The following is a 20,789-nucleotide window of genomic DNA, read 5'->3' as shown; positions in this document are numbered from 1 at the left end:
TTCGACCGACGGGCCGAAGCCGCCGGAAGTCACTTCGCCGATTTCCGTCTTGCCTTCTGCATCCGCGAAAAGCTTGGAATGACCGCGCACCGGTGCCTTGCCCTCTGGCTTCAGGCCGACGCGACGACGCGATGTGCCGTCCTTGAGTTCACCGAGAATACGCTCCGCCCCCGGGAAACCGCCTTCGCGATCACCGCCGGCGCGGCGCGCCTTCTGGATCGCCCATTCAAGCGAGGCTTCGATGGGAGAGGTCGTCGTATCGATATCGTTGCCGTAGAGACAAAGGCCAGCTTCAAGACGCAGGCTGTCGCGCGCTCCAAGCCCGATCGGCTCGCAATCAGGGTGCTCAAGCAGGGCCTTGGCGATCTCTTCCGCCTTTTCGGCAGGCACGGAGATTTCAAAACCATCCTCGCCGGAATAACCGGAACGGGAAACGATGCAGGGAACGTCGTGCAGGGGAACTTCCAGTACGTCCATGAACTTCATTTCGGAAACACCGGCCCAAAGTTCGACCAGAACCGCTTCCGCGCGTGGCCCCTGAAGCGCAATCAGCGCCCGATCATCGAGAAGGGTAATGTCGCAAGTGTCAGAAAGATGCGCCTTCATATGGGCGACATCGGCGTCCTTGCATGCCGCGTTGACGACGACGAAAAGGTGATCGCCGCGATTGGTGATCATCAGATCATCGAGGATACAGCCGTTTTCATCGGTGAAGAAACCGTAACGCTGGCGGCCCTCCTTTAGGCCCAGGATGTCAACCGGCACCAGTTTTTCAAGCGCGATTGCAGCGTCGGCATTGTTGCCCGACTTCGCCTTTACGATAACTTGGCCCATGTGGGACACGTCGAAGAGGCCAGCAGACGTACGGGTCTGAAGATGTTCCTTCAGCACGCCCGCCGGATATTGCACCGGCATGTCGTAACCGGCGAAAGGCACCATGCGGGCGCCAAGGGAAACATGCAGGGAATGGAGCGGCGTGATTTTAAGCTCGGCGGTATCGTCCAAGGACGCCTCCAGGGTTGCGCGAAAGATCGCGCGGGCTCAGGTCATGACGCGAAAAACGCGCCGGGTTCAAGAGCCCCCTCTGTCCTTGTCGCCTGAGATTGTTATCCCTTCGGCGAGCCGTCCTTATCAAAGGTGGCTTCTCTCCAGAGTTCCGTCGTCACCGGTGGTCCTTTTGCCTGAGAGTTTCCGGGGCGGTTGCTCCTTCGGCACCGCAATGAAGCGGTTTCTCCCAACGATGATGCGAGGCTCATTATCTTCGAAGCCCGGTCATTGGCAAGGACGAAATGACGCATCTGAACAGATTTTTGCTCCATCTGCGCCATCGCTGGCTAGATACACGGCGAGTTCCATGCGTGAGGCGTGCCGTCAGTCTGATTTTTTCTCCGGCAGACCCTTGCGCTTTGTCGACGCCAGTTCATCAAGTTCCTTTTCTGTCATGGACTTCTCCATGCTTTTTGAAGCACCTTGTAAACTGGATTTCTTGACTTCACCGCGTTTGGCGGCCAGCGCCGCACCCGCGGCTTTCTGCTGGGCTTTCGATTTGGCTGGCATGTCGGTACTCCTTCCGAAACGATCCGTATTGGAAAGAAAATGCCGCCCTGTATCGATTGTTCCTCAGAGCGGTTGGGCCTGCGGCAAATTTCCCCTTTGAAATCGGAAAGAAAGAGGGGTATCGCCAGAAGATGGACGCAAATCGAAAACGACCGCTGACAAGGGTGGAGAAAATGCTTCGCATTTTCTGTGCGCTTTTGATGTTGTCGCTTGGTTTTGCCCACAAGCCCGCGCTCGCCGCGGCACCTGCCGTTCTTCTGGATGAGAGTTACCGGCTGCCGGACGGCACCTTTGCCGAAATCTGCCTAGGCCACAGCGGCGGGGTAAATGCCTCGCACCCCAATGACGGCCCCGCCCATTCAAGCGATGCGATCCTGTTTTGCGAGGCCTGCCTGCTGGCCTCGTCCATTCTCTTGCCGGTGCCCGATGCGTCCGGCTGGCTGAGGACGGAATTCGCCTGGCTCGACAATCGCCTGACCGCGGAATGGGGCTTTCACTCGGTCCAGACGATCCGCAAACCGTCCGCACGCGGCCCGCCATCCCTGTCCGCCTGATCTCTTCGTTTCACAGGATCATCGCCGCCGGGTGGCGGCACGGAGCAGCTGCCCGGGCCAATGGCGCCGCAGTCTCAAGGACAAACAAATGAAAACCACCAAGATCATCACCTGCACCCTGTTCGTCGCCTCCGTCTCGACGGCGCAGGCCTTCGCCCATACGACCTTCGTTGACGGTTCGGCCGAACAGGAAAGCACCATCGTTGCCGCACTTCAGGTGCCGCATGGCTGCGATGGCGGACTTGCCACCACGGAAGTGCAGATCAAGCTGCCGGAAGGCTTCATCACTGCCAAGCCGCAGCCCAAGGCCGGTTGGGACCTTGAGGTCATCAAGGGCGACTATCAGAAAGCCTACAAGAACCACGGAAAGGACATCAAAAGCGGCGCGGTCGAAATCCGCTGGAAGGGCGGCAATCTGCCGGATGAATTCTATGACACCTTTGCCGTTCAGGGAAAAATCTCCGGCATAGAGGCCGGGCAGGACCTTCCCTTCAAGGTGACGCAGCTTTGCGGCGACAAAGGCAAGGTTTCCTGGGACGAGGTGGCGGCCGCAGGCGTCGATCCGCATTCGTTGAAAAGCCCGGCGCCGACCATCCGCGTTACCGCAAAAGCCCATGCCGGCGGGCATGACCATTCCGCTATGGCCATGGATATGGATATGGACGTGGTGAAGGCTGGCAGTCTCGAGCTCTCGGCTGGCGCGACAAAGGCCATGCTGCCCGGTCAGCCCGTGGGCGGCGGTTATGTGACGATCAAGAATACCGGTTCCAGCGACGACAAGCTGATCGGCGTCGAATCCTCCGCCGCCGGCCGTGCGGAAATTCACGAAATGGCCATGGTCAACGACGTCATGAAGATGCGCAAGCTGGATGACGGCATCGTCATTCCCGCCGGTGAGACAGTGGAACTGAAGCCCGGCGGCCTGCACATGATGTTCTTCAACGTGAAGAAGCCGTTTGCCGAAGGCGACAAGGTGCCGGTGACGCTGATCTTTGAAAAGGCTGGCAAGGTCGAGATTGTGCTTTCCGCAGGCTCGGCCAAGGGTGGTGACGACAAGAACGCTCACCAGCACAACTGACGCAAAAAAGAGGCTGCCGGAACGCAATACTCATCCGGCAGCCTCAGCTTGTTCGACCAATATTATTTTGTAACAGTCAGCTTGGCCTGCATACCCGCTTCGTAGTGACCTTTTATGTTGCATAAGAGGAGATATGTGCCGGGCGTAAGCTTTGCCTTGAGCTGACCATCGCCGCCCGGCTTCAGGTCGGCCACTTCGCCAAGACTTTTAAGCTGTTTTTCATCGACACGATGTTTCGCGGTATTGAGCGGTATTTTTTCGTCTGCAGACTTCAGCTTGACGAGCACCATTTCGTGCTGCTCGCTCATGGCATCGTTATGCACATGAAACACGGCTTCACCGGCTTTGACCGTCGTCTGGTCCATCACGAGTGTCATTGGTCCGCCACCTTCACCGCCTTCGGTGACCTTGATGGTCGTGGCCGCGAAAGCCGGCGCCGAAACAAGGAGCGCGATCGTGGTGGCTGTGACGTGACGGGCAATAGAAATCATGATCTTCCTCCAGTTGGTACCGAAGGACTAAAATTTGAATCTGACAACAACCTGAACTGGCGAAATGCGCACTAAAAAACTTATAAATCGATTTATTAAGTATGGATATCAAATTGATATTATAAGTTTTTATCGGATTGGTTTTCCTCGTAGGCCTGCACGGCCTGATCGAGTGTTGTCTGGGGGGCGTGCCGATGGCTGGCGCTTGTCAGGAAATAGAGGGTCAAGGCCGGCGGCTTGATGGCGGTGAGCAAGGCTCTCAACTGGAAATCGTCTCCCTGTTCGGCCTTGCGCGCCAATTCGTGAATGGCTTCCTCAACCTCGCTTCTGCGCGATACACGCTGCGACGGCTTCACGGCCTCCAGTGCGTAGGCCGCAGTGTTTGCAGAAACGGAAAGAACCTGTGTCATCCAACCTCCGGCCATCCTTCGCCGACCCGTAAAACCGCAGATTAGCAGCTGCGTCTTGTTGGAAGCCTAAATCGCGGACGTGCAATTTAATCGAGTTTTAATCGAAAAAAGGTCGGGACGAGGGGGTTTCACCACCCGTGGCTATGTTCTAGAAAACGTCTTCAACAGACCCGTCGGGTATTTCTCCGGAGACATTCCCCAAATGCTGAATATCGCTCTTGTCGCAGCAGGCGGCGCAATCGGTTCGGTTTTCCGCTATCTCGTGGGTCTGTTGAGTGTGCGCCTTGTGGGTATGACTTTCCCTTGGGGAACGCTGGCGGTGAATGTGGTCGGATCCTTTCTCATCGGTTTCCTGGTTGAGCTTGTTGCAAGGCGGCTGAACGCGTCCATGGAGATGCGCCTGTTTCTGGTCACCGGCGTTCTCGGTGGCTTCACCACCTTTTCGTCCTTCTCGCTGGATGCGGTAGCGCTTTTCGAACGTGGCGCGCTCGGCCTTTCAGCGGTTTACATCACGGCAAGCCTGGTGGTTTCCATCGCGGCGGTTTTCGCCGGGCTGGCCTTGGGCCGCAGTTTGTTCTAAAGGCTTGCTCCAAACGGTGCGCCGGATAACAGGGCGCGCGATCAAGACAGAGAGACTGGAAATTTCATGGCAGGTATCGAGCATATCAAGGTCGAGGCCGACGAGGCCGGTATGCGCCTCGATCGCTGGTTCAAGATTCACTATCCGGGTCTGGGGTTCGGGCAGCTGCAAAAGCTTCTGCGCTCAGGACAGGTGCGTGTGGACGGCGGCCGGGTGAAGACGGACGCACGGGTGCAGCCGGGACAGATGGTGCGTGTGCCGCCTGTTGATTCCGACCTCAAGGTCAAAAGCGGACCGATCGGATCCAGGGACCTCAAACATTCGGCAGACGGTGAACTTCTGGCGCGCATGCTGCTGCATGAGGACGACAAGGTTCTGGTGTTCAACAAGCCGGCCGGCATTGCCGTGCAGGGCGGCTCGGGCGTCAACCGTCACATCGACGGGCTTCTGGAAGCGTGGACCAGCCCGAAGGGCGAAAAGCCGCGTCTGGTGCACCGTCTGGACCGTGACACGTCGGGCGTGCTGGTGGTGGCCCGCACCCGAGGTGCTGCACAGAAGCTGACGGCCGCTTTCCGCGAGCGCGATACCAAGAAGACCTATTGGGCGCTGGTTCGCGGCGTGCCGCGCAAGCATCAGGACAAGATTTCCACCTGGTTGGTCAAGGAACAGACCCCCGACGGCGACCGCATGCGCATTGCCAAGCACGGCGAGGAGGGGGCAGATCACGCCATTTCCTATTACCGTGTTATCGATACCGCCGCGCAGAACCTCGCCTGGCTGGAAATGGAGCCCTATACCGGCCGTACCCACCAGTTGCGCGTTCACGCACTGCATATGGGGCACCCGATCATCGGCGATCCGAAATATTACATCGATGATCCGAACTGGGATTTTCCGGGCGGTGTACAAAAGCGTCTGCACCTGCATGCACGCCATATCGACATTCCGCACCCGAATGGCGGCCGCCTTCGCGTCAGCGCGCCTTTGCCACCGCATATGGTACAGACTTGGAACCTGCTCGGCCTCGACGTGGCCGATGGCGACAGGGAAGGCTGATATCAGATGAAACTCGTTCTTTTCGATTGTGACGGCACGCTGGTCGACAGCGCCGGCCTTATCCATGCCGTCATGGTCGATACCTTTGCCGATTTCGGAAAGCCACGGCCTGATATTGCGCAGACCAAGGCAATTATCGGCCTGACGCTCGACATCGCCATCGCCCGCATGCTCGGTAAGGCGCATGTGGATGACGAGGTGCGCGCGATGACTGAGCGCTATCGGGAAATCTATCACCCGATCCGCGCCCGACCTGGCATGATCGAGCCGCTGTTCGACGGTATCGCGCCCTTGATCGACACGCTCGCCAGGCGGGATGAGGTGCTGATTGGCGCGGTCACCGGCAAGGGCCGTCGCGGGTTGACCCATATTCTCGAAACGCATGGTTTTGCCGAGCATTTCATCGTGTCGCGCACGGCGGATGATTGCCCTTCCAAGCCGCATCCGGCCATGGTGATGGAATGTTGCCATGAAACCGGCATGGTTCCGGCCGACACTGTCGTCATCGGCGATGCTATCTATGACATGCAGATGGCAAAGGCCGCCGGCGCAAAGGCCATCGGCGTTGCCTGGGGCTACGCCTCGGTCGATGATCTCTGGAAGGCAGGCGCAGACGCCGTCGTCAGCCATCCGAGCGAAATTCCGGCCCATGTTCCCGCCGATATTCTTGAATGATCCTTTCTATTCGACTGATGAGGACGTGCCATGCGTGATCTCCTGAACGACCTTTCGGAAGGCCTCAGCCACCCCGATCCGATCCTTCGCGCCCAAATCCAGATGCAGCGGCCCCTGCCGAAACGTTTCTATAAGGACGTTACCGTTGCTGACGTGGAAGACGGCGGCTTCACCATCCATCTCGATGGCAAACCTTTGCGAACGCCCGCCAAGAAGCCGCTTGTCTTGCCCTCGAAGGCGCTTGCGGACCTGCTTCGCGATGAATGGGATGCGCAGAAAGAAGTGGTGAACCCGGTCGTCATGCCGGTCTCGCGGCATGTGAACACCGCCATCGACGGCATCGCCAGCGACACCCAGGCGGTTTTCGAGGACATACTGCGCTTCTCCTCTTCCGATCTCCTGTGCTACCGCGCAGGTCAACCGGAAGCGCTTGTGGCGCGGCAGGCGGACCATTGGGATCCGGTGATCGACTGGGCGGCCAATGTTCTCGGCGCACGCTTCATTCTCGTTGAAGGCGTCATGCATCGCGATCAGCCTCGGGAAGCGGTTGCAGCCTTTGCCGTGACGCTCAAAAAATACGATACGCCGATCGCGCTTGCCGCCCTGCACACCATGACGTCGCTGACCGGCTCCGCCATTCTGGCGCTGGCACTGGCGGAAGGGCAGCTGACGCTGGAGGAAACCTGGGCGCTGGCCCATCTTGACGAGGACTGGACCGCCGAACATTGGGGCGAGGACGAGGAGGCGCTGGAGCGCCGCGCCACTAGGCTCATCGACATGCGTGCAGCACTCAGCGTTCTGGAGGCGTTGAAGATCGCGCCTTAACGCTTTTCTAACCCTGATGACCGAATATGCGGTTACCTCACGTTAGGGGAGCCGCAGATCATGAACACTCGATTGAAACGCCTTGGCATTGTTGTGCTGGCGTGTTTCACGCTCATGTCTTTCAGGCTGGAACCGGAGGCGACCAATGCCGACCGGCTGCTTTATGATGTGCGCGGCGCCTTTGTAGCGGCACGGCCGGATGTAGCGCCAGCATTGATGCAATCCATTCATGCGCAACTACAGAATGCCATCAAAACGACGGCACGCGGCGAAATCAGACCGCGCGTTGTGCTGACCATTCGCCTCGCATCCGTCACCCGCGGCCCCTTCCTGTTTGGAGAACGGGCATCGGCCCGTGTCATCGTTCGTGCGGCCGCCGTGGCGACGGGCGAGGTGATCGCCGAGGCCAAATTCACAGCCACCGTCGTCAGCTTCGACAATCAGTCGATCGAGCAGGATCTCGCTTACGGCGTCGCGGAGCGCGTGATCCGCGAGTTCCGGCTGAGCCGACCCGGACCGACAACGCTCGCGACGGCGTTGTTTCCGTGATGCCACTCCAGGCAGGTTACCTTACTGCTTTTCTTCGGGTAATCTGATCAAGCACGAATGCAGGTCATACACATCGCCATCAGCTTCCAGCCGAGCCTGATCCACCAAGGTTTGAAGCCGCTCGGTCAGCATCAAACTTCCTGTCTGAAAATATGGGTCACAACTCTCCAACAGGGCATTTCCTACAATGTAAGCAGCCTTTCTCCATCTCGTGTCCGCCTGCTGCATCAGAAAAACGTCAAAATGGTCCTGATCTGCCGAGGCTAGGCCAGTCGGGGTTACGATACGGAAAAACGCATTTTCGTTTTGCAGCCGTGCCCATTCGTTGCGGTATCGGGCATCCTCTTCGGCAGATGCGGGTTGTTCGCTTCCAATCAATTTCGCCAGGCCTTCCGGCAGCAGTGGAGCAGCAGCTTTCGCAACTGTCGCCGTCGTATCCGCAATATCCTGTCCGTAAATTATAGGATGCAGGTTGGAGACGTCGATGACGTCGTAAGGCCGCCCATCCATGTGCGCTGCCCATGCAAGCCGAAATGCAAGTTCGCTTGATGAATATTTGCCAAACCAAAGTACGATCCGATCCTGAGCGGCATCGACCTGTTCCCAGAATCCGTCAAACTCACTTTCTGTCTCTGGCCAGTCTAAATATTCGTGCCACCACGCCATCCTCTTTGCCGACTTTATAGAAGCGATAGGTCCACAACTAAGATCGTCGCGGAATGCCAGAATTGCGTCGCCCGGTCTGCGCGCGGAGAGTGCCTTTTCAAGAGAACCTCTAGCCGATAGACTCGGTACGACATGCAACATTCTGATGCTCCACCGCTCTTTTACTTAAGCCCTGCGCGTTTATTGCCACTCAATCCAGTCGCTCGGCATGCCATTTCAGATGGTCATCCATGAAGCTGGAGATGAAATAATAGGAGTGGTCGTAACGCTCGTGCATGCGCAGCGTCAGGCCGATATCGGTTCCTTTGATCGCCTCTTCGAACAGCCAGGGACGCAGGCCTTTATCGAGGAAACTGTCGGCCTTGCCCTGGTCGATCAGGAATTCCGGAAAACGGGCGCCGTCTTCGACCAGCGAGCAAGCATCGTATTGCCGCCATGCGGCACGATCCGTTCCGAGATATTTTTCCAGCGCCGGTTCGGACCAGTCGGCAGAGGAGGGGGCGACGATTGGGGCGAAGGCGGAGCAGCTCTTGAAGCGGTCTGGGTTCTTAAGCGCAATCGTCATGGCGCCATGGCCGCCCATCGAATGGCCGAAAATGCCCTGACGGCTCATATCCGCGCGGAAATGCTGGCCAATGAAGGCTGGCAGCTCTTCCGTCACGTAGCTGTACATATGGTAGTGCTCCGACCAAGGTTCCTGCGTGGCGTCGAGATAAAAGCCCGCGCCCTTGCCCATCTGCCAGTTGGTCACTTCATCAGGCACATCGTTGCCACGCGGGCTGGTATCCGGGCAAACGATAATCAGCCCGAGTTCGGACGCCATGCGGCGATATTCGCCTTTTTCCATGACATTGGCGTGGGTGCAGGTGAGGCCGGAAAGATACCACAGAACCGGGCACGGCTCGCTGATCGCCTTCGGCGGCACATAGACTGCAAAGGTCATCTCGCATTTCAGGGTTTCGGACGGGTGCGAAAATACGCCCTGCATGCCGCCAAAGGCCGTATTTTGCGAGATGATATTCATGAAGCCATTCCTTTATGAAGAGTTTTTTTCGGTTCAGCCCGCAAGCGCGACCGCAGCATTGACCGCCGCTGCCACCAGAACCGTGTTGAAGAAGAAGGAGACGATGGAGTGCAACAGCGTGACCTTGCGCATCGATGTCGTGGTTACAGCAACATCCGAGGTCTGCGCCGTCATGCCGATGACAACAGCGAAATAGAGGAAGTCGTAACCGCAGGGTTCCTTCGTTGCCGGGAAATCCATGCCGCCGCGATGCTTGCGCTTGCCATCAACGGTTTCCGGACGCCAGTAAAGATGGGCGTAGTGCAAGGCGGTCATGGTGTGGATTGTCAGCCAACCGAAAATGACGGAGCCGAAGGCGAGCAGCAGCGTCCAGACGGTTTCGCCGGAATGGTTGAGTGCCTGGAAAAGTGAAACGACGGCGACGGTGGCGGCGATCAGCGTAATGGCGATGATGGCCATTGCCGGCAGGTCATCACTATCGGCATGCGCTTTCAGGTGCTGGGCCGTTAATTTCGGAAGCCGAAAGGCCACCAGCCCGAGATAGGTCAGGAAAAACAGAATGGCTGCAATTTCGATGGCGAGCGGCCGTGCGAATGCCAGCGCCAAGCCAAGGCCGAAGGCGCCAACAAAAAGAGCGACGAAGAAAGGCTTATGGCGGCTATAGGTGTTGCTCTGCGGATTGGCCGGGGTCATGGGCTGCGCCTTCCTGTTTACGCGGTCATTTTTTGACACGGCGGCAGAAACGGTCAAGCGTCTCCAGAAAAGCAGACCGGTCGCGCGGGGAGAAAGCCGCGTTATATCCTTTGCTCTCACCGGTTTCGCGCAGGTGTGCGCCAAGGTCGCGCATCGCAGTTGCCATGCCGATGTTGGTTTGGTCGAAAACGCGGCCGGTCGGTCCCGTCACCAGCGCGCCCCTGGCAACGCAACGCCCGGCGAGCGGCACATCGGCGGTAATGACGATATCGTTTTCGCCCGCACGCTCCGCAATCCAGTCATCCGCCGCATCGAAACCGGCCGATACGATCACGTTTTTCACCATCGGATCGCGCGACGGGCGCAAACCGGAATTGGCAACGAATGTCACCTCCAGCCCATGCCGTTCCGCCACCTTGAGAATCTCGGGTTTCACGGGGCAGGCGTCGGCATCGACATAGATTTGCGGGGTCTGCGACATGGGCACTCTTCGAGGATCATTTATGCATCGCTTTTAAGGGCAAACGCTTCGATTACCAAGCCCGCCATCTGTGAAAATATGGCGACAGGCAGGGTAAGGAATACGCTTGCGACCTTCACACAAGTCCAGTATGTTCACTTTATGTTCCTGATGTGAGGTATTCCCGATGCTGGAAGAATTCATCGTGCAGGCCAAGTCCGCCACTTATGTGGGCGGCGGCAACAAATCCTCGACGCCCACCCGCATCGGCTCACACGACCTAGGTTTTCAAAGCGGCGACTGGAACTACATCGATAGCTATTTCGGCGGAACCGACTTCATCGGTCAGGAGCTCGTCTGGCATCAGGGAATTCCACTTTGGGCCATGAATTATTACGGCCGCATCGTTCGCCCTGAGCTGATCGACGGCACGGTGGCGGGCAGAGTGATCCAGCGATCGCTTTCCACGCTATACAGGGAAGGGCGCTTCCTCGGCGGCTTCACCCACGAGGTCGAAGACATGATCTATGTCGATACCAATGAGGGCGAATTCCGGTCTTTTACCGGCGTGGAGCGCATATATCGGGACAGCGTTGAGGTGTACCGGCTCGACTACCACGGCGGCGTGATAAAGCCGTAGCTGTGCCGCGAGTAAGATTAAAGAGGGACGATGGAGATCCATCGCCCCCTTTATCGATTTCAAATCAGCCGGGCTGCTTCGTCTTGCGCAGGTATGGAAGAACAGTGTCATAGGAGCCGAAACGGGCAATCGCATCCTCGTTGGAGACGGCGGCGGTGATAATGACGTCTTCGCCCTGTTTCCAGTTTGCCGGTGTCGCCACCTGATGTTTAGAAGTCAGCTGGATGGAATCGATCGCGCGAAGAATTTCGTCGAAGTTCCGCCCGGTGGTCATCGGGTAGGTGAGGACCAGCTTGATCTTCTTGTCGGGACCGACAACGAAGACGGAGCGCACGGTGGCGTTGTCAGCCGGCGTGCGGCCTTCGGAACTGTCGCCAGCGCCCGCCGGCAGCATGTCATAGAGCTTCGCGACTTTCAGGTCCTTGTCGCCGATCAGCGGATAATCGACATTAAAGCCGGTCGCGGTGCGGATGTCGTTTTTCCATTTCTCATGGCTTTCGACCGGATCGACCGAAATGCCGATGATCTTGACGCCGCGCTTTTCGAATTCCGGCTGCAGGCCGCCCATCGCGCCGAGTTCCGTGGTGCAGACCGGCGTGAAATTCTTCGGATGCGAAAACAGGACCGCCCAGCCGTCGCCGATCCATTCGTGAAAACTCACCGGACCGTGTGTGGTCTCGGCGGTGAAATCGGGTGCGATGTCGTTTATACGCAGGCTCATCTGATGGTTTCTCCCTAATGATTTAAATTGAAATCCTGAAGGTTTTGGCAATCCGCGTCCGGCGCAGGAGCTTAGAGTTTTTGCGTGAAATGGCCAGCCCTTTCCACGGCAAACGGCACGCTAATGACCTGTCATGGAAACGTACAAGGATTGTTTTCGTTCTGGCAAACGCCTATTCTGACGCGCTGCCTTTTCCGGCCGGCGCAAAAAGCTGATGCTCGACCACAATGAGCCAATAGTCTCCAAACAGACGCGATGGGGAACAGCAATGACGATCACGATCACCGCTTTTGAACGCTCGCCCGATGGCGGCAAGGGTCTGGCCCGCGACATGCGCGTCCGCTGGGCACTGGAGGAAGCGGGGCTGTGCTACGATGTTCGCCTTCTCTCCTTCAAGGCGATGCGGGAACCTGCGCATCTGGCACTTCAGCCGTTCGGACAAATCCCGACCTATGAGGAGGGCGACCTTGTACTGTTCGAATCCGGCGCGATCATTTTCCACATCGCGGAGCGCAATGCCGGCCTGTTGCCGCGGGATGTGAATGCGCGGGCACGGGCGATAACCTGGATGTTCGCCGCGCTCAACACGGTGGAGCCGCCAATCGTTGACCGCTCGATTGCCCGATTTCTGGAGGGCGACAAGAGCTGGTACGAAGAGCGCTTAGCGATGATCGATAAAAATATCAGCAAGCGGCTCGGCGAACTCTCCCGCTGCCTCGGTGACGACGACTGGCTCGACGGTGCGTTCAGCGCTGGAGATCTGTTGATGATATCGGTGCTGCAAAGGATAAAAAGCTCAGGCATCCTCGACGAATATCCAAACCTTTCAGCATATGTGGCTCGCGGTGAGGCGCGTCCGGCCTATCAACGCGCCTTTGCCGACCAGCTTGCCGTCTTCAAGGCCGCCTCGACCGGCTGAACGTCGGTGAATAGCGAGGGCCTTAAGGCAAGAACAAACTAAACGGTCTGTACAGGATTGCCCGCCCTCAAAGGCTCCCGCAGCCGTTTCGGTGATTGTTGTGCCTCTATCGGCGCCGGTTCTACTTCTTGATTGAAATTGAAATCTGCGATAGTGCTAATATTGAGGTACGTACCTCAAATTTAGAAGCAGCTCAAATGCGGACAAAGAAGAACAATCGATATGTCAGCAATATCCAGGCGTTTTCGTCTGGTGAAGCTGATGGGAACAACCGGGCAACGTCACAAGGGTGAGGATGATGACGGCGTTTGAACTTGATCCGGAATTTGCAATAACAGATGAGCCATCGCTTCGAGGATTGTTCGAGGCCACCCACGCGCTGGCGATATTGAAGTGTCAGGACACCATTGGCGAGCATGCGCGGGAATTTATCAGACGCTCTCCGTTCCTGTGCATAGGAACGCAGAATTTGGCGGGAAGTGCTGACGTAAGCCCTCGCGGCGACCCTGCGGGGTTCGTCAAGATTCTTGATGAACGCACACTCGCGATACCGGATCGGCCGGGTAACAATCGTCTGGATACGTTGACCAATATCATTGCCAATCCAAGCGTCGGGCTGTTGTTTGTCATACCGGGATTTGACGACACGTTGCGTGTGAACGGGCAGGCAAAGCTCGCAACCGACCCGGAACTTCTGAGAAGCATGAGCATCAATGATCGTGCGCCCAAACTCGCGATTGTCGTCAGGGTGAGTGAGGTTTTCATGCATTGCGCCAAGGCGTTTCGGCGGTCTCATTTGTGGAGCCCGGATCATTTTCAGGATCGCTCCGAGATGCCGTCGCTCATCAAAATCATCCTTGACGAAACGACGGGGGCGCCCAGCAACAAGGATGAGATGCGGAAATTGGATGACGATCTGGAAAAGGACTACAAGAGAACACTTTATTAGCTATTTTCGAGGGGAGGCGGTGCGGCTCCTGTTATCTGAAGCAGCCCTGAAATGGATCATGCGCCGAAGCGTTGGATCTTTGCGGACGAAATGGTGCCACAGCGCTGCTGCCACATGAAGAACGACGATAACTGCGGCAAGATAGGCCAGAGTGGCGTGAACCTCAGTCCAGAAGGCCTCGGCTTGGTCGGAGATCGCCATGGGTAGTCCCGGCACGACGACAAGATCAAAGACATAACTGGGGATCTGCAGAGGAGACGTCGACGCGACGGCCCAACCGGCAAGGGGAACGGCAAGAGTAAGGAACAGCAGCGCGGCGTGAGCCGACCGTGCGGCCAACCTCGAAGCCATCCCTTCACCATCCAGAGCCCGCGGTTTCCTGCTGAAAATCGACCAGATGAAGCGGGGGGCGGCGAGGGCCAGAACCAGAAACCCAATCGACTTGTGATACTGAAAAAGATTGAACTGAAGCACCGGATCGATGTCGCGGCTCATAAAATATCCCAGCGCAAGCTGCGCGAGGAATAGGAGCGCGATCGTCCAATGGAAAACGATCGCCACCAAACCAAAGGAGGCGGACGTGTTTCGCCAGCTACTTACGCCTCTCGTCGCCCTATCGGAATGACCCTTGAGATATTGCATCGGCTAACTCAGCTGTTGATAGGTGTCTTTGGCAATAGCGTCCATGCGGTCGGACGGCAGGCTGCCGACCAGAGCGCAGCGGATTGTTTCGTCATCCCAGGACACTGTTTCCAGCGCGTCGACATTGGAGCGCCGCATGGCGGTATCGCTCGTTTCAGCCGCGGCCACGATGTAAAGAGTGATACGCTGCCCACTTTTGTCTTCGTACATCAGCTGAGCTGCGGCGCCTTCGGAACTGGGCAGCACCCGGCCGCCGACAAGGGACAAGCCATGGCGGGTGAGGTCCGGCACGTTCAGTTTACGGTCGAGCCGTTTTGACAGCCATTTCGGCAGACTGGAGGCGTTCTCGGCATCAGCCCGAACTTCGACAGGGTGCAGAACCTCGCTTGCAAACAACTTATGCGCCTGTGTCGCATCCGCCACGATGGAATGGGCAGGTGCCTCGACCTCCGACACAAGTCCGCGCCCGAACCAGCCACCTGTCAGTCCAACTGCCAGAACGAGAACGGATGCCGCTGCCAGATTGCGCCAATTTGCACGCTCCGATCGCAAGCGCCGCTCCATCCGATAAACATCGAGGCGCTCGGGTAAAACATCGATATCGGCAGGACGATAGAGAGCCGTAAGTGTCGCATTCTGCCGCTGCCATATCTCGACCTTGCGCGCATCGGCCGGATTGGAGGCGAGGTGGGAGCGAACGGCATCACGTCGCTCGTCTTCGAGCTGCCCGTCGACATAGGAGATCAGATCGGCTTCGGTTATCTGCGGCTCGTTGCCAGTCATTTTATCACCTTGAGATTTGGCTGGTCTTCCTGGGTCATACGGGCCAAGGCTGTTCGGGCGCGCCCCAGACGGGACATCAAAGTGCCCAACGGAATTTCCAGAACCTTTGCCGCTTCCGCATAGCTCAGCCCTTCGACGACGACGAGGAGGAGGGCCTCACGGTGCTCGCCTGACAGTTTTTCGATGGCACGGGCCATTTCGGCAAGCATGATCCGGCCCGTCTGCGGCGCCGGCACAAACATCTGTTCGGCAACATCATCAATCGGGATTTGCGAGGGCCGGCGGTTTCTGCCGCGCAGATTGTTGCGGTAAACGTTGACCAGCACTCGGTACAACCATGGACGTAACGGCCCCTGCGGCCGCCACAGCGCCTTTTTGCGGATGGCTCTTTCCAGGCAGTCCTGAACGAGATCGTCAGCCGTGTCACGGTCGTGCGTGAGCGCATTCGCGTAACGTCGAAGAGCCGGTATGCAACTTGTGATCTCGTCAAGAAAATCAGGCATCGGTGCTATTCCTTGGCAACGTGCCAGACGCCACCAACACCATCACCCGTGACATCGCCGGGCTTCTTGTCCATCTGCCAATGATATAGCGGCTTTCCATCATACGACCACTGCATCGTGCCATCCCTGCGGGCGAGTGGTCTGTAGTCGCCATCCGCCTTGTCGGTTTTGGCAGCCGCAAGCGGCGGCCATTTCTTCGCGCAGTCGTCATAGCAGGCTGACGAGCCATTGCCATCATTGTCGAACGTATAAAGGGTCATGCCCTTGGCGTCAGTCAGGATCGTGCCCTTTGCCGTCGCCGTTTCAACCACCGCGCCACCGGCATATGGTTCGGCAAGCGCGGCAGTGGAGGCGAGCGCGAGAGCGCCTGCCAGAATGAAATGATGTTCACGCATGAGATCGTCCTTTGAGAGGTAACGGTGCGGACACCATGTCCGATACAAGACAGAACACCGGCCAGCGGCAATTAATCCCGTCCCGCCGATTTTTTTGACGTTCCGTTGTTTTTATCTGACGCCCTTCAAATCTATGTCGAAGGCAACCGTGTTCGAATAGAGCGGCACGCCAACGCCCATGCCATAGGGCAGGCGGGGGATATTTCCGGTGACATGGAAGGTGACGGAACCCTTTTGCTGCTCAACGAATGTGGCGTGAAACGTCTCGGCTCTGGAGACGCCTCGGGCCGTGAGCACACCTTCAACCACCGCGCTGCGCGGCCCGTCCTGCGTAACGCGGTTGGAGCGAAACACGATCTGCGGATAGGCAGCGATGTTGAAAACTGCGCTGGACCGCAGGAAATTTTCCACCCGCTCCTGGCCTGTCTTCACGCTGGAAGGGTTCAAACTGATTTCCACATAGGACTTGGACGGTTGGTCCGGATCGATATCGAAGCGGCCGGATATATCGGGAATAGTGCCGTTGATGCCCGGACCGGCAACCTGTGCAATCGAAAATCCGATGTGCGAGGCGGGATCGATACGGTAACGTCCGGCGGCCGACGAAAACGGGCTTGCAGATACAGGCGTGCAGGCCAATGTGGCAATAACGAGTGTGATGGAGTAGAGGTGCTTCACGGCGCAGGCTCCTTCATGAGTACGTGGTCGTACCCGTGAGAACACCGCTGGCTACTATTTAATCCCCATCAGTTCCGACAGATCATCAAAATCTTTGCCGCATCAGCCAATGCATGGGCATTTCGTCAGCAATGTCTTTCATGGGTTCAAAGCCCACTCAAGGCTAGGTGCTTTCTCTAAATCCTTTGCTCGCTATTGTGCTCAAGCGAGGTACAGAGTGTCTAGGCGGCGCTGATGAACGTGAGGCGCTCGGGACCATAGAAAGCTCCATCAGCTTACTACACACAATGTCAAAGCTGTTTAGAGGCGCGACTTCGCCAGCTGTTTAGAAACGCGACACAGGCACCGACGGTCAGCCCCCGATCCGACCGGCTGGGCCGGGTTGCAAGGGAGGAGCGGGTGCGGGTGAGGGAATGCCTATTCGGCTTTAGCTTCCTCAGCAGGGTGCATAATCTGCATTGGCAATCAACAGGCATTCCGGGTATGAGATCAAACCCTAAGTGCAGGATAATCCCACGATGACTGCAAACGGCGACGGGCCTCTTTTACAAGGTCAAGGTAGTCTGCCCTGAAGGGTGCAACCAGCTGCTTTTCGAGACCGGCAAGCAGTCCGTGCAGCACAGCGCATTCGGCAGGGCTCTCGAAACAGGACGCGCTTGGCGTGGGAGCGCTGCTCTCTTTGCACCAACGAGAAAGAAGCTCAAAAAGAACCAGAGCTTCGTCTGGAGCAAGGTGGATTTGTGTATGATCGGAAGAAGTTTGTTGTTCGTCTTTCATAACGCGAAACTCGCATGCGCCGCTGACGTCTGCAATAGACCGCTGGCATTCAATGTCGCCAGTTCATTCCGCCGCTTCCATCCGCGCCAGCGCCTTCTGCCTTTTGGCAATCACCTCCTGGTCGTTCATGAAGTCCGTCCGCCGGCCGGGCTTGCGGCCGCGCTTCTGATAACCGTTGCTCTGGCTGCCATCGCGAATGCCGAACATATGATCCGTCTGGCCGGTGCGGCGAGGGCCGCTCTTGCTGCGCTGCTGTTCCCGCCCGGCCTGCATCTCGACCACGATCAACAGCATGTCGTCCAGCCGCTTGTTCTCGACCACTTCGGATCGGTGCACTGATCGCAACTTATCAAAGGTTCTGTAGGGTAGGGTGAAGCTCTCGTGCATGATCTCGAGGCGACCGTCCGGATAGTCGCAGACGACGACCTTCATTCCCGCCAGCGCATTGGCCTGTCCTGTTGGATCGAGGATAAATAACACCTTGTCGTAGCGCAACGTCAGTGCCTGCGACAGCGTGCGCACTTCCTTGCGGCACATGGCGCCGTCAAGGTTCTCATGGTCGGCCAGAGGCCGATGCATGTCTTTCGGATTGCGTGGCGGCTTGCCAAAACGCGCGTTGAAATCCGCCATGAACTCCGGCGCATAGGCATTGGCAGCCTCGCTCGTATCGATGCCGCGAAGCCGCATCTCCTTGACCAGCCGATCCTGCAGCGTCTGGTTGGCACGTTCCACCCGACCCTTGGCCTGCGGGGTGTTGGCGCAGATGATATCGATGTTGAGCTCATAGAGCGCCCGGCCGAACTGCGTCAGACCGCTTGTCCTGTCCTTCTTCGACGGATGCGTCGATCGAAAGACACCATGTTTGTCGCTGTAGAAAGCCAGCGGCTTGCCCCATTGCTGCAGATAAGCCTTCGTCGCATGCAGATAGTCGAACGTGTTCTCCGATCCGGCAAAGCGAAGATGCAAGAGCTTGCCGGTGGCGTCATCGATGTAGACGAGCAGGGCGCATTTGGGGCCGCGGTTCTCGAACCACCAGTGATGCGAGCCATCGATCTGCACCAGTTCGCCAAAGCAATCGCGCCGGCCGCGTGGTTGGAAAACCCGCTTCTTGCGTTCGCGACGCGAGACCCAGATGCCAGCCTCGGTCATCCATTGCCGCAGCGTCTCCTTGGCGACAGAGATCCGGTGCAACTCGATCAGCTTCTCCCGCGCCAGCGTCGGGCCGAAATCCAGATAGCGTTCGCGGATCAGATCCAGCGCCGCATTGCGAAACTCCTCGCTGTGGCGCCGATTGCTTGGCCGCGCTCGCTTCTTCGAAACCAGACCGGCCGCACCAGAGTGGTCATAGGCCTGCAGCAGCCTATGCACCTGACTTCGGCTGAGGCCAAGCAGCTCAGCGGCCTGGACGACGCACAGGCGCTGATCACGGATCTTCTGAATAACTTAGAGGCGATGCAATTCTTTCTGCGACATGGTGATCAAACAGGACATGACGACTCCGACCGCACATGGTCTCGACCAGGTTGAAGGTCGTCATCCTTGCTCCCAACGTTGGCATTGACCAGAACATCGAGAGGCGAGACTGTCGCATCTCTAACTGGCCCAACTGTCGCATTACTAAATAGCCGCTACACACGATAATCACATAAGATAGATTATGGAACTTTTTCTGGTTTAAATGTCTTGCGTTTTCAGTCCAAATGACCGTTAGGCAACCTTCAGAACTCGTTTTGAACCTTATCTGGTTGTTGCGTTATCACGCTGAGTCGAAGCGTAACGCATCCTTTCGCTCTAAACAAAACACCACTCAATTTCCGCCTCACGTTATTGCCTCTAGCGATACTGATGGAGGTCGCTCTTGCTGCGAGTATGCCTTGTCAGTCGATAAGCAGGCTATGATCTTCAACCACATCTACATTGTACGGTTGATCAGTATTGAGCTTGCTGACGTCAATCGGCGCGGTGGACGTCGCCGTTTCCTTCAACAGCCAAAATTGCAACAGCAAAACCCATACCTATGACCCAGAACGCCAGGGCGGTCCGCTATTAGAAGAGCCGGTAAGGCGGCGTAACGACGCAACCATCTCTGAGAAAACGACGTCACCCTCGCCCGTTTCTCGACCTTCCACCAGGTGACGTCAGACCCGGGCCCTTCGCGGCGAGATACACGATTGTGAACCCTAAGGCGTTTTCCAGGTCTTCAACAGCATTTCCACGAATTTCTCCGCGGCGGGAGATAAGGCACTGCTTCTTCTTTGCACGATACCGATGGTTCGGGAGACCACGGGATTAACGATCGGCCGCGTGACGAGGAAAGGATGGTCATCCTGTGGGGTAGCCAGTCGCGGCAACACGGAAATCCCCAACCCAGCCTCCACCAGGCCAAGCGACGTATTGAGATGGGTCACCTCGTAGAACCAGTTCAGCTTTAGATTGTGCCGCGCGAGTGCGCCATCCAGAAGCGTTCTATTGCCGCTGGAGCGATCGACGACAACCAGCGGGTAAGGCTCCAGTTGATTCCATTGGATCGTTTCGAAAGCCGCCAGAGGATGGTCTTTCCGCATCGCCAGCACAAATGGGTCATCGATGAGAGGTTCGAATGCCAGGTCTGGATCAGAATTACCCATGAGGTTTATCCCGAACTCCACCTCGCCCCGCGCAACCGCCTGCAGCCCCTCGTTTGCCGTAAGATCTCTGATGCGCAGCCTAATATGCGGATATTGCTTGCTAAATGTTTTGATCACGGTGGGTAGAAAATAAAACGCTGCGGTTGGAACGCAGGCCATCGTGATGAGGCCGCGCCGATGTGCACCATCTTTCATCGCAAAAAGCGATCCGTCGAACTCCTCCAGCATGCGCCGGACAAGCGGCATTACCTCCTGACCCATCGCTGTCGGGGCAACGTGGCGTGTGGTCCTTTCCAGGAGTGGCGCGCCAATGGCCTGTTCCAGTTTCTGGATGCGCCGGGTAAGCGCCGGTTGCGAAATATGCAACGCGTCGGCAGCCCTATGAAAACTTTCAAGCTCAACTACTGCTTGAAATGCTCTTAGATCCAGAATTTCGCAATTGATGCTCATATCGCAATAATACCTCCAAACATTGCATTTAACAGATTAGATTCTTTTGCTCATATTGCAACAACAAGGCGGATTGATCCACCAAAT

General features: G+C 57.2%; 27 protein-coding genes and 1 riboswitch. Of the genes, 10 read left to right on the top strand and 17 right to left on the bottom strand.

The features are described from left to right. Positions 1 to 1,005, bottom strand: a 1,005-nt coding sequence (gene gcvT / locus T18_RS02390) for a glycine cleavage system aminomethyltransferase GcvT (RefSeq protein WP_323455170.1), incomplete at its 3' end; no start/stop codon positions are given. Between the two features lie 154 nt (positions 1,006 to 1,159). Further along, a riboswitch (glycine riboswitch) is annotated at positions 1,160 to 1,247 on the bottom strand. Between the two features lie 124 nt (positions 1,248 to 1,371). Beyond that, positions 1,372 to 1,557 carry a DUF3008 family protein gene (locus T18_RS02385; RefSeq protein WP_003496099.1) on the bottom strand — a complete coding sequence of 62 codons (186 nt, stop codon included), beginning with the start codon at positions 1,555 to 1,557 and terminating at the stop codon, positions 1,372 to 1,374. A 173-nt stretch (positions 1,558 to 1,730) separates the two neighbouring features. On the opposite strand from T18_RS02385, the gene T18_RS02380 reads away from it, so the two are divergent. Together T18_RS02380 and T18_RS02375 are read left to right on the top strand one after the other, a co-directional pair. Further along, positions 1,731 to 2,111 carry a hypothetical protein gene (locus T18_RS02380; RefSeq protein ID WP_038490928.1) on the top strand — a complete coding sequence of 127 codons (381 nt, stop codon included), beginning with the start codon at positions 1,731 to 1,733 and terminating at the stop codon, positions 2,109 to 2,111. A gap of 88 nt (positions 2,112 to 2,199) precedes the next feature. Beyond that, complete coding sequence (locus tag T18_RS02375; RefSeq protein ID WP_019565561.1) at positions 2,200 to 3,189, top strand: copper chaperone PCu(A)C; 990 nt, start codon at positions 2,200 to 2,202, stop codon at positions 3,187 to 3,189. 62 nt (positions 3,190 to 3,251) lie between these two features. On the opposite strand, the gene T18_RS02370 is transcribed toward T18_RS02375, so the two are convergent. Both T18_RS02370 and T18_RS02365 read right to left on the bottom strand, forming a co-directional pair. Then, a complete protein-coding gene (locus T18_RS02370) occupies positions 3,252 to 3,680 on the bottom strand; it encodes a plastocyanin/azurin family copper-binding protein (protein WP_003512955.1) in 429 nt (142 codons plus the stop codon). Between the two features lie 119 nt (positions 3,681 to 3,799). Beyond that, entirely contained in the window at positions 3,800 to 4,090 is a 291-nt protein-coding gene (locus T18_RS02365; protein WP_038490931.1) for a hypothetical protein, read from the bottom strand. Between the two features lie 202 nt (positions 4,091 to 4,292). On the opposite strand from T18_RS02365, the gene crcB reads away from it, so the two are divergent. From crcB to T18_RS02340, 5 genes are all read left to right on the top strand, one after another. Further along, a complete protein-coding gene (crcB, locus tag T18_RS02360) occupies positions 4,293 to 4,670 on the top strand; it encodes a fluoride efflux transporter CrcB (RefSeq protein ID WP_013636055.1) in 378 nt (125 codons plus the stop codon). A gap of 66 nt (positions 4,671 to 4,736) precedes the next feature. Further along, positions 4,737 to 5,726 (top strand): RluA family pseudouridine synthase, encoded by a 990-nt coding sequence (locus T18_RS02355; RefSeq protein WP_003512960.1) that lies wholly within the window; start codon positions 4,737 to 4,739, stop codon positions 5,724 to 5,726. A gap of 6 nt (positions 5,727 to 5,732) precedes the next feature. After that, complete coding sequence (locus T18_RS02350; RefSeq protein WP_013636056.1) at positions 5,733 to 6,401, top strand: HAD family hydrolase; 669 nt, start codon at positions 5,733 to 5,735, stop codon at positions 6,399 to 6,401. Between the two features lie 30 nt (positions 6,402 to 6,431). Then, positions 6,432 to 7,226 (top strand): ATP12 family chaperone protein, encoded by a 795-nt coding sequence (locus T18_RS02345; RefSeq protein WP_038490935.1) that lies wholly within the window; start codon positions 6,432 to 6,434, stop codon positions 7,224 to 7,226. 60 nt (positions 7,227 to 7,286) lie between these two features. After that, entirely contained in the window at positions 7,287 to 7,775 is a 489-nt protein-coding gene (locus T18_RS02340; RefSeq protein ID WP_013636057.1) for a hypothetical protein, read from the top strand. A gap of 21 nt (positions 7,776 to 7,796) precedes the next feature. On the opposite strand, the gene T18_RS02335 is transcribed toward T18_RS02340, so the two are convergent. The 4 genes from T18_RS02335 to T18_RS02320 are packed head-to-tail and all read right to left on the bottom strand — an operon-like array spanning position 7,797 to position 10,639. Continuing rightward, complete coding sequence (locus T18_RS02335) at positions 7,797 to 8,582, bottom strand: DUF3658 domain-containing protein (RefSeq protein ID WP_075807478.1); 786 nt, start codon at positions 8,580 to 8,582, stop codon at positions 7,797 to 7,799. 49 nt (positions 8,583 to 8,631) lie between these two features. Then, positions 8,632 to 9,465, bottom strand: coding sequence for an S-formylglutathione hydrolase (fghA, locus tag T18_RS02330; protein WP_038490939.1), 834 nt, complete (start codon positions 9,463 to 9,465; stop codon positions 8,632 to 8,634). A 33-nt stretch (positions 9,466 to 9,498) separates the two neighbouring features. Further along, a complete protein-coding gene (locus T18_RS02325; RefSeq protein ID WP_038490941.1) occupies positions 9,499 to 10,158 on the bottom strand; it encodes a DUF1345 domain-containing protein in 660 nt (219 codons plus the stop codon). A gap of 25 nt (positions 10,159 to 10,183) precedes the next feature. Continuing rightward, positions 10,184 to 10,639, bottom strand: coding sequence for a YaiI/YqxD family protein (locus T18_RS02320; RefSeq protein WP_003512976.1), 456 nt, complete (start codon positions 10,637 to 10,639; stop codon positions 10,184 to 10,186). Between the two features lie 166 nt (positions 10,640 to 10,805). Between T18_RS02320 and T18_RS02315 the strand changes: the two genes are divergently transcribed. Beyond that, the gene (locus T18_RS02315; RefSeq protein ID WP_038490943.1) at positions 10,806 to 11,258 is read left to right on the top strand and encodes a DUF5680 domain-containing protein; all 453 of its coding nucleotides are present in this window, start codon (positions 10,806 to 10,808) and stop codon (positions 11,256 to 11,258) included. A 64-nt stretch (positions 11,259 to 11,322) separates the two neighbouring features. Here T18_RS02315 and T18_RS02310 read toward each other — a convergent pair whose 3' ends face one another. Continuing rightward, on the bottom strand, positions 11,323 to 11,979 hold the full coding sequence (locus tag T18_RS02310; RefSeq protein ID WP_003512980.1) for a peroxiredoxin: 657 nt from the start codon (positions 11,977 to 11,979) through the stop codon (positions 11,323 to 11,325). A gap of 268 nt (positions 11,980 to 12,247) precedes the next feature. On the opposite strand from T18_RS02310, the gene T18_RS02305 reads away from it, so the two are divergent. Both T18_RS02305 and T18_RS02300 read left to right on the top strand, forming a co-directional pair. Continuing rightward, positions 12,248 to 12,898, top strand: a complete 651-nt coding sequence (locus tag T18_RS02305; RefSeq protein ID WP_038490945.1) for a glutathione S-transferase family protein — start codon at positions 12,248 to 12,250, stop codon at positions 12,896 to 12,898. 298 nt (positions 12,899 to 13,196) lie between these two features. Then, positions 13,197 to 13,847: a pyridoxamine 5'-phosphate oxidase family protein gene (locus T18_RS02300; RefSeq protein ID WP_038492806.1), complete on the top strand. Its 651-nt coding sequence runs from the start codon at positions 13,197 to 13,199 to the stop codon at positions 13,845 to 13,847. Here T18_RS02300 and T18_RS02295 read toward each other — a convergent pair whose 3' ends face one another. The 8 genes from T18_RS02295 to T18_RS02260 all read right to left on the bottom strand — a co-directional run bounded on the left by T18_RS02295 (position 13,848) and on the right by T18_RS02260 (position 20,702). After that, positions 13,848 to 14,489, bottom strand: coding sequence for a cytochrome b (locus T18_RS02295; RefSeq protein WP_038490947.1), 642 nt, complete (start codon positions 14,487 to 14,489; stop codon positions 13,848 to 13,850). 3 nt (positions 14,490 to 14,492) lie between these two features. Next, positions 14,493 to 15,272, bottom strand: coding sequence for an anti-sigma factor family protein (locus T18_RS02290; RefSeq protein ID WP_038490949.1), 780 nt, complete (start codon positions 15,270 to 15,272; stop codon positions 14,493 to 14,495). Then, complete coding sequence (locus tag T18_RS02285) at positions 15,269 to 15,775, bottom strand: sigma-70 family RNA polymerase sigma factor (RefSeq protein ID WP_038490951.1); 507 nt, start codon at positions 15,773 to 15,775, stop codon at positions 15,269 to 15,271. Before T18_RS02285 ends, T18_RS02290 begins: the two co-directional genes overlap by 4 nt. Positions 15,776 to 15,780: 5 nt before the next feature. Next, on the bottom strand, positions 15,781 to 16,170 hold the full coding sequence (locus tag T18_RS02280; protein WP_038490953.1) for a lipoprotein: 390 nt from the start codon (positions 16,168 to 16,170) through the stop codon (positions 15,781 to 15,783). Between the two features lie 111 nt (positions 16,171 to 16,281). Next, positions 16,282 to 16,848: a YceI family protein gene (locus T18_RS02275; RefSeq protein WP_038490955.1), complete on the bottom strand. Its 567-nt coding sequence runs from the start codon at positions 16,846 to 16,848 to the stop codon at positions 16,282 to 16,284. A gap of 489 nt (positions 16,849 to 17,337) precedes the next feature. Then, positions 17,338 to 17,625, bottom strand: coding sequence for a hypothetical protein (locus T18_RS02270; RefSeq protein ID WP_075807477.1), 288 nt, complete (start codon positions 17,623 to 17,625; stop codon positions 17,338 to 17,340). Between the two features lie 63 nt (positions 17,626 to 17,688). Further along, entirely contained in the window at positions 17,689 to 19,065 is a 1,377-nt protein-coding gene (locus tag T18_RS02265; RefSeq protein ID WP_121556198.1) for an ISNCY family transposase, read from the bottom strand. Positions 19,066 to 19,805: 740 nt separating this feature from the next. Continuing rightward, entirely contained in the window at positions 19,806 to 20,702 is an 897-nt protein-coding gene (locus tag T18_RS02260; RefSeq protein WP_003515217.1) for a LysR family transcriptional regulator, read from the bottom strand. Positions 20,703 to 20,789 lie beyond the last annotated feature (87 nt).

The sequence above is a fragment of the Rhizobium sp. TBD182 genome, from assembly GCF_001950375.1.
Classification (GTDB): domain Bacteria; phylum Pseudomonadota; class Alphaproteobacteria; order Rhizobiales; family Rhizobiaceae; genus Agrobacterium; species Agrobacterium tumefaciens.
The sequence above is the reverse complement of the archived record's forward strand: the minus strand, read 5'-3'. Positions and strand labels throughout refer to the sequence as shown.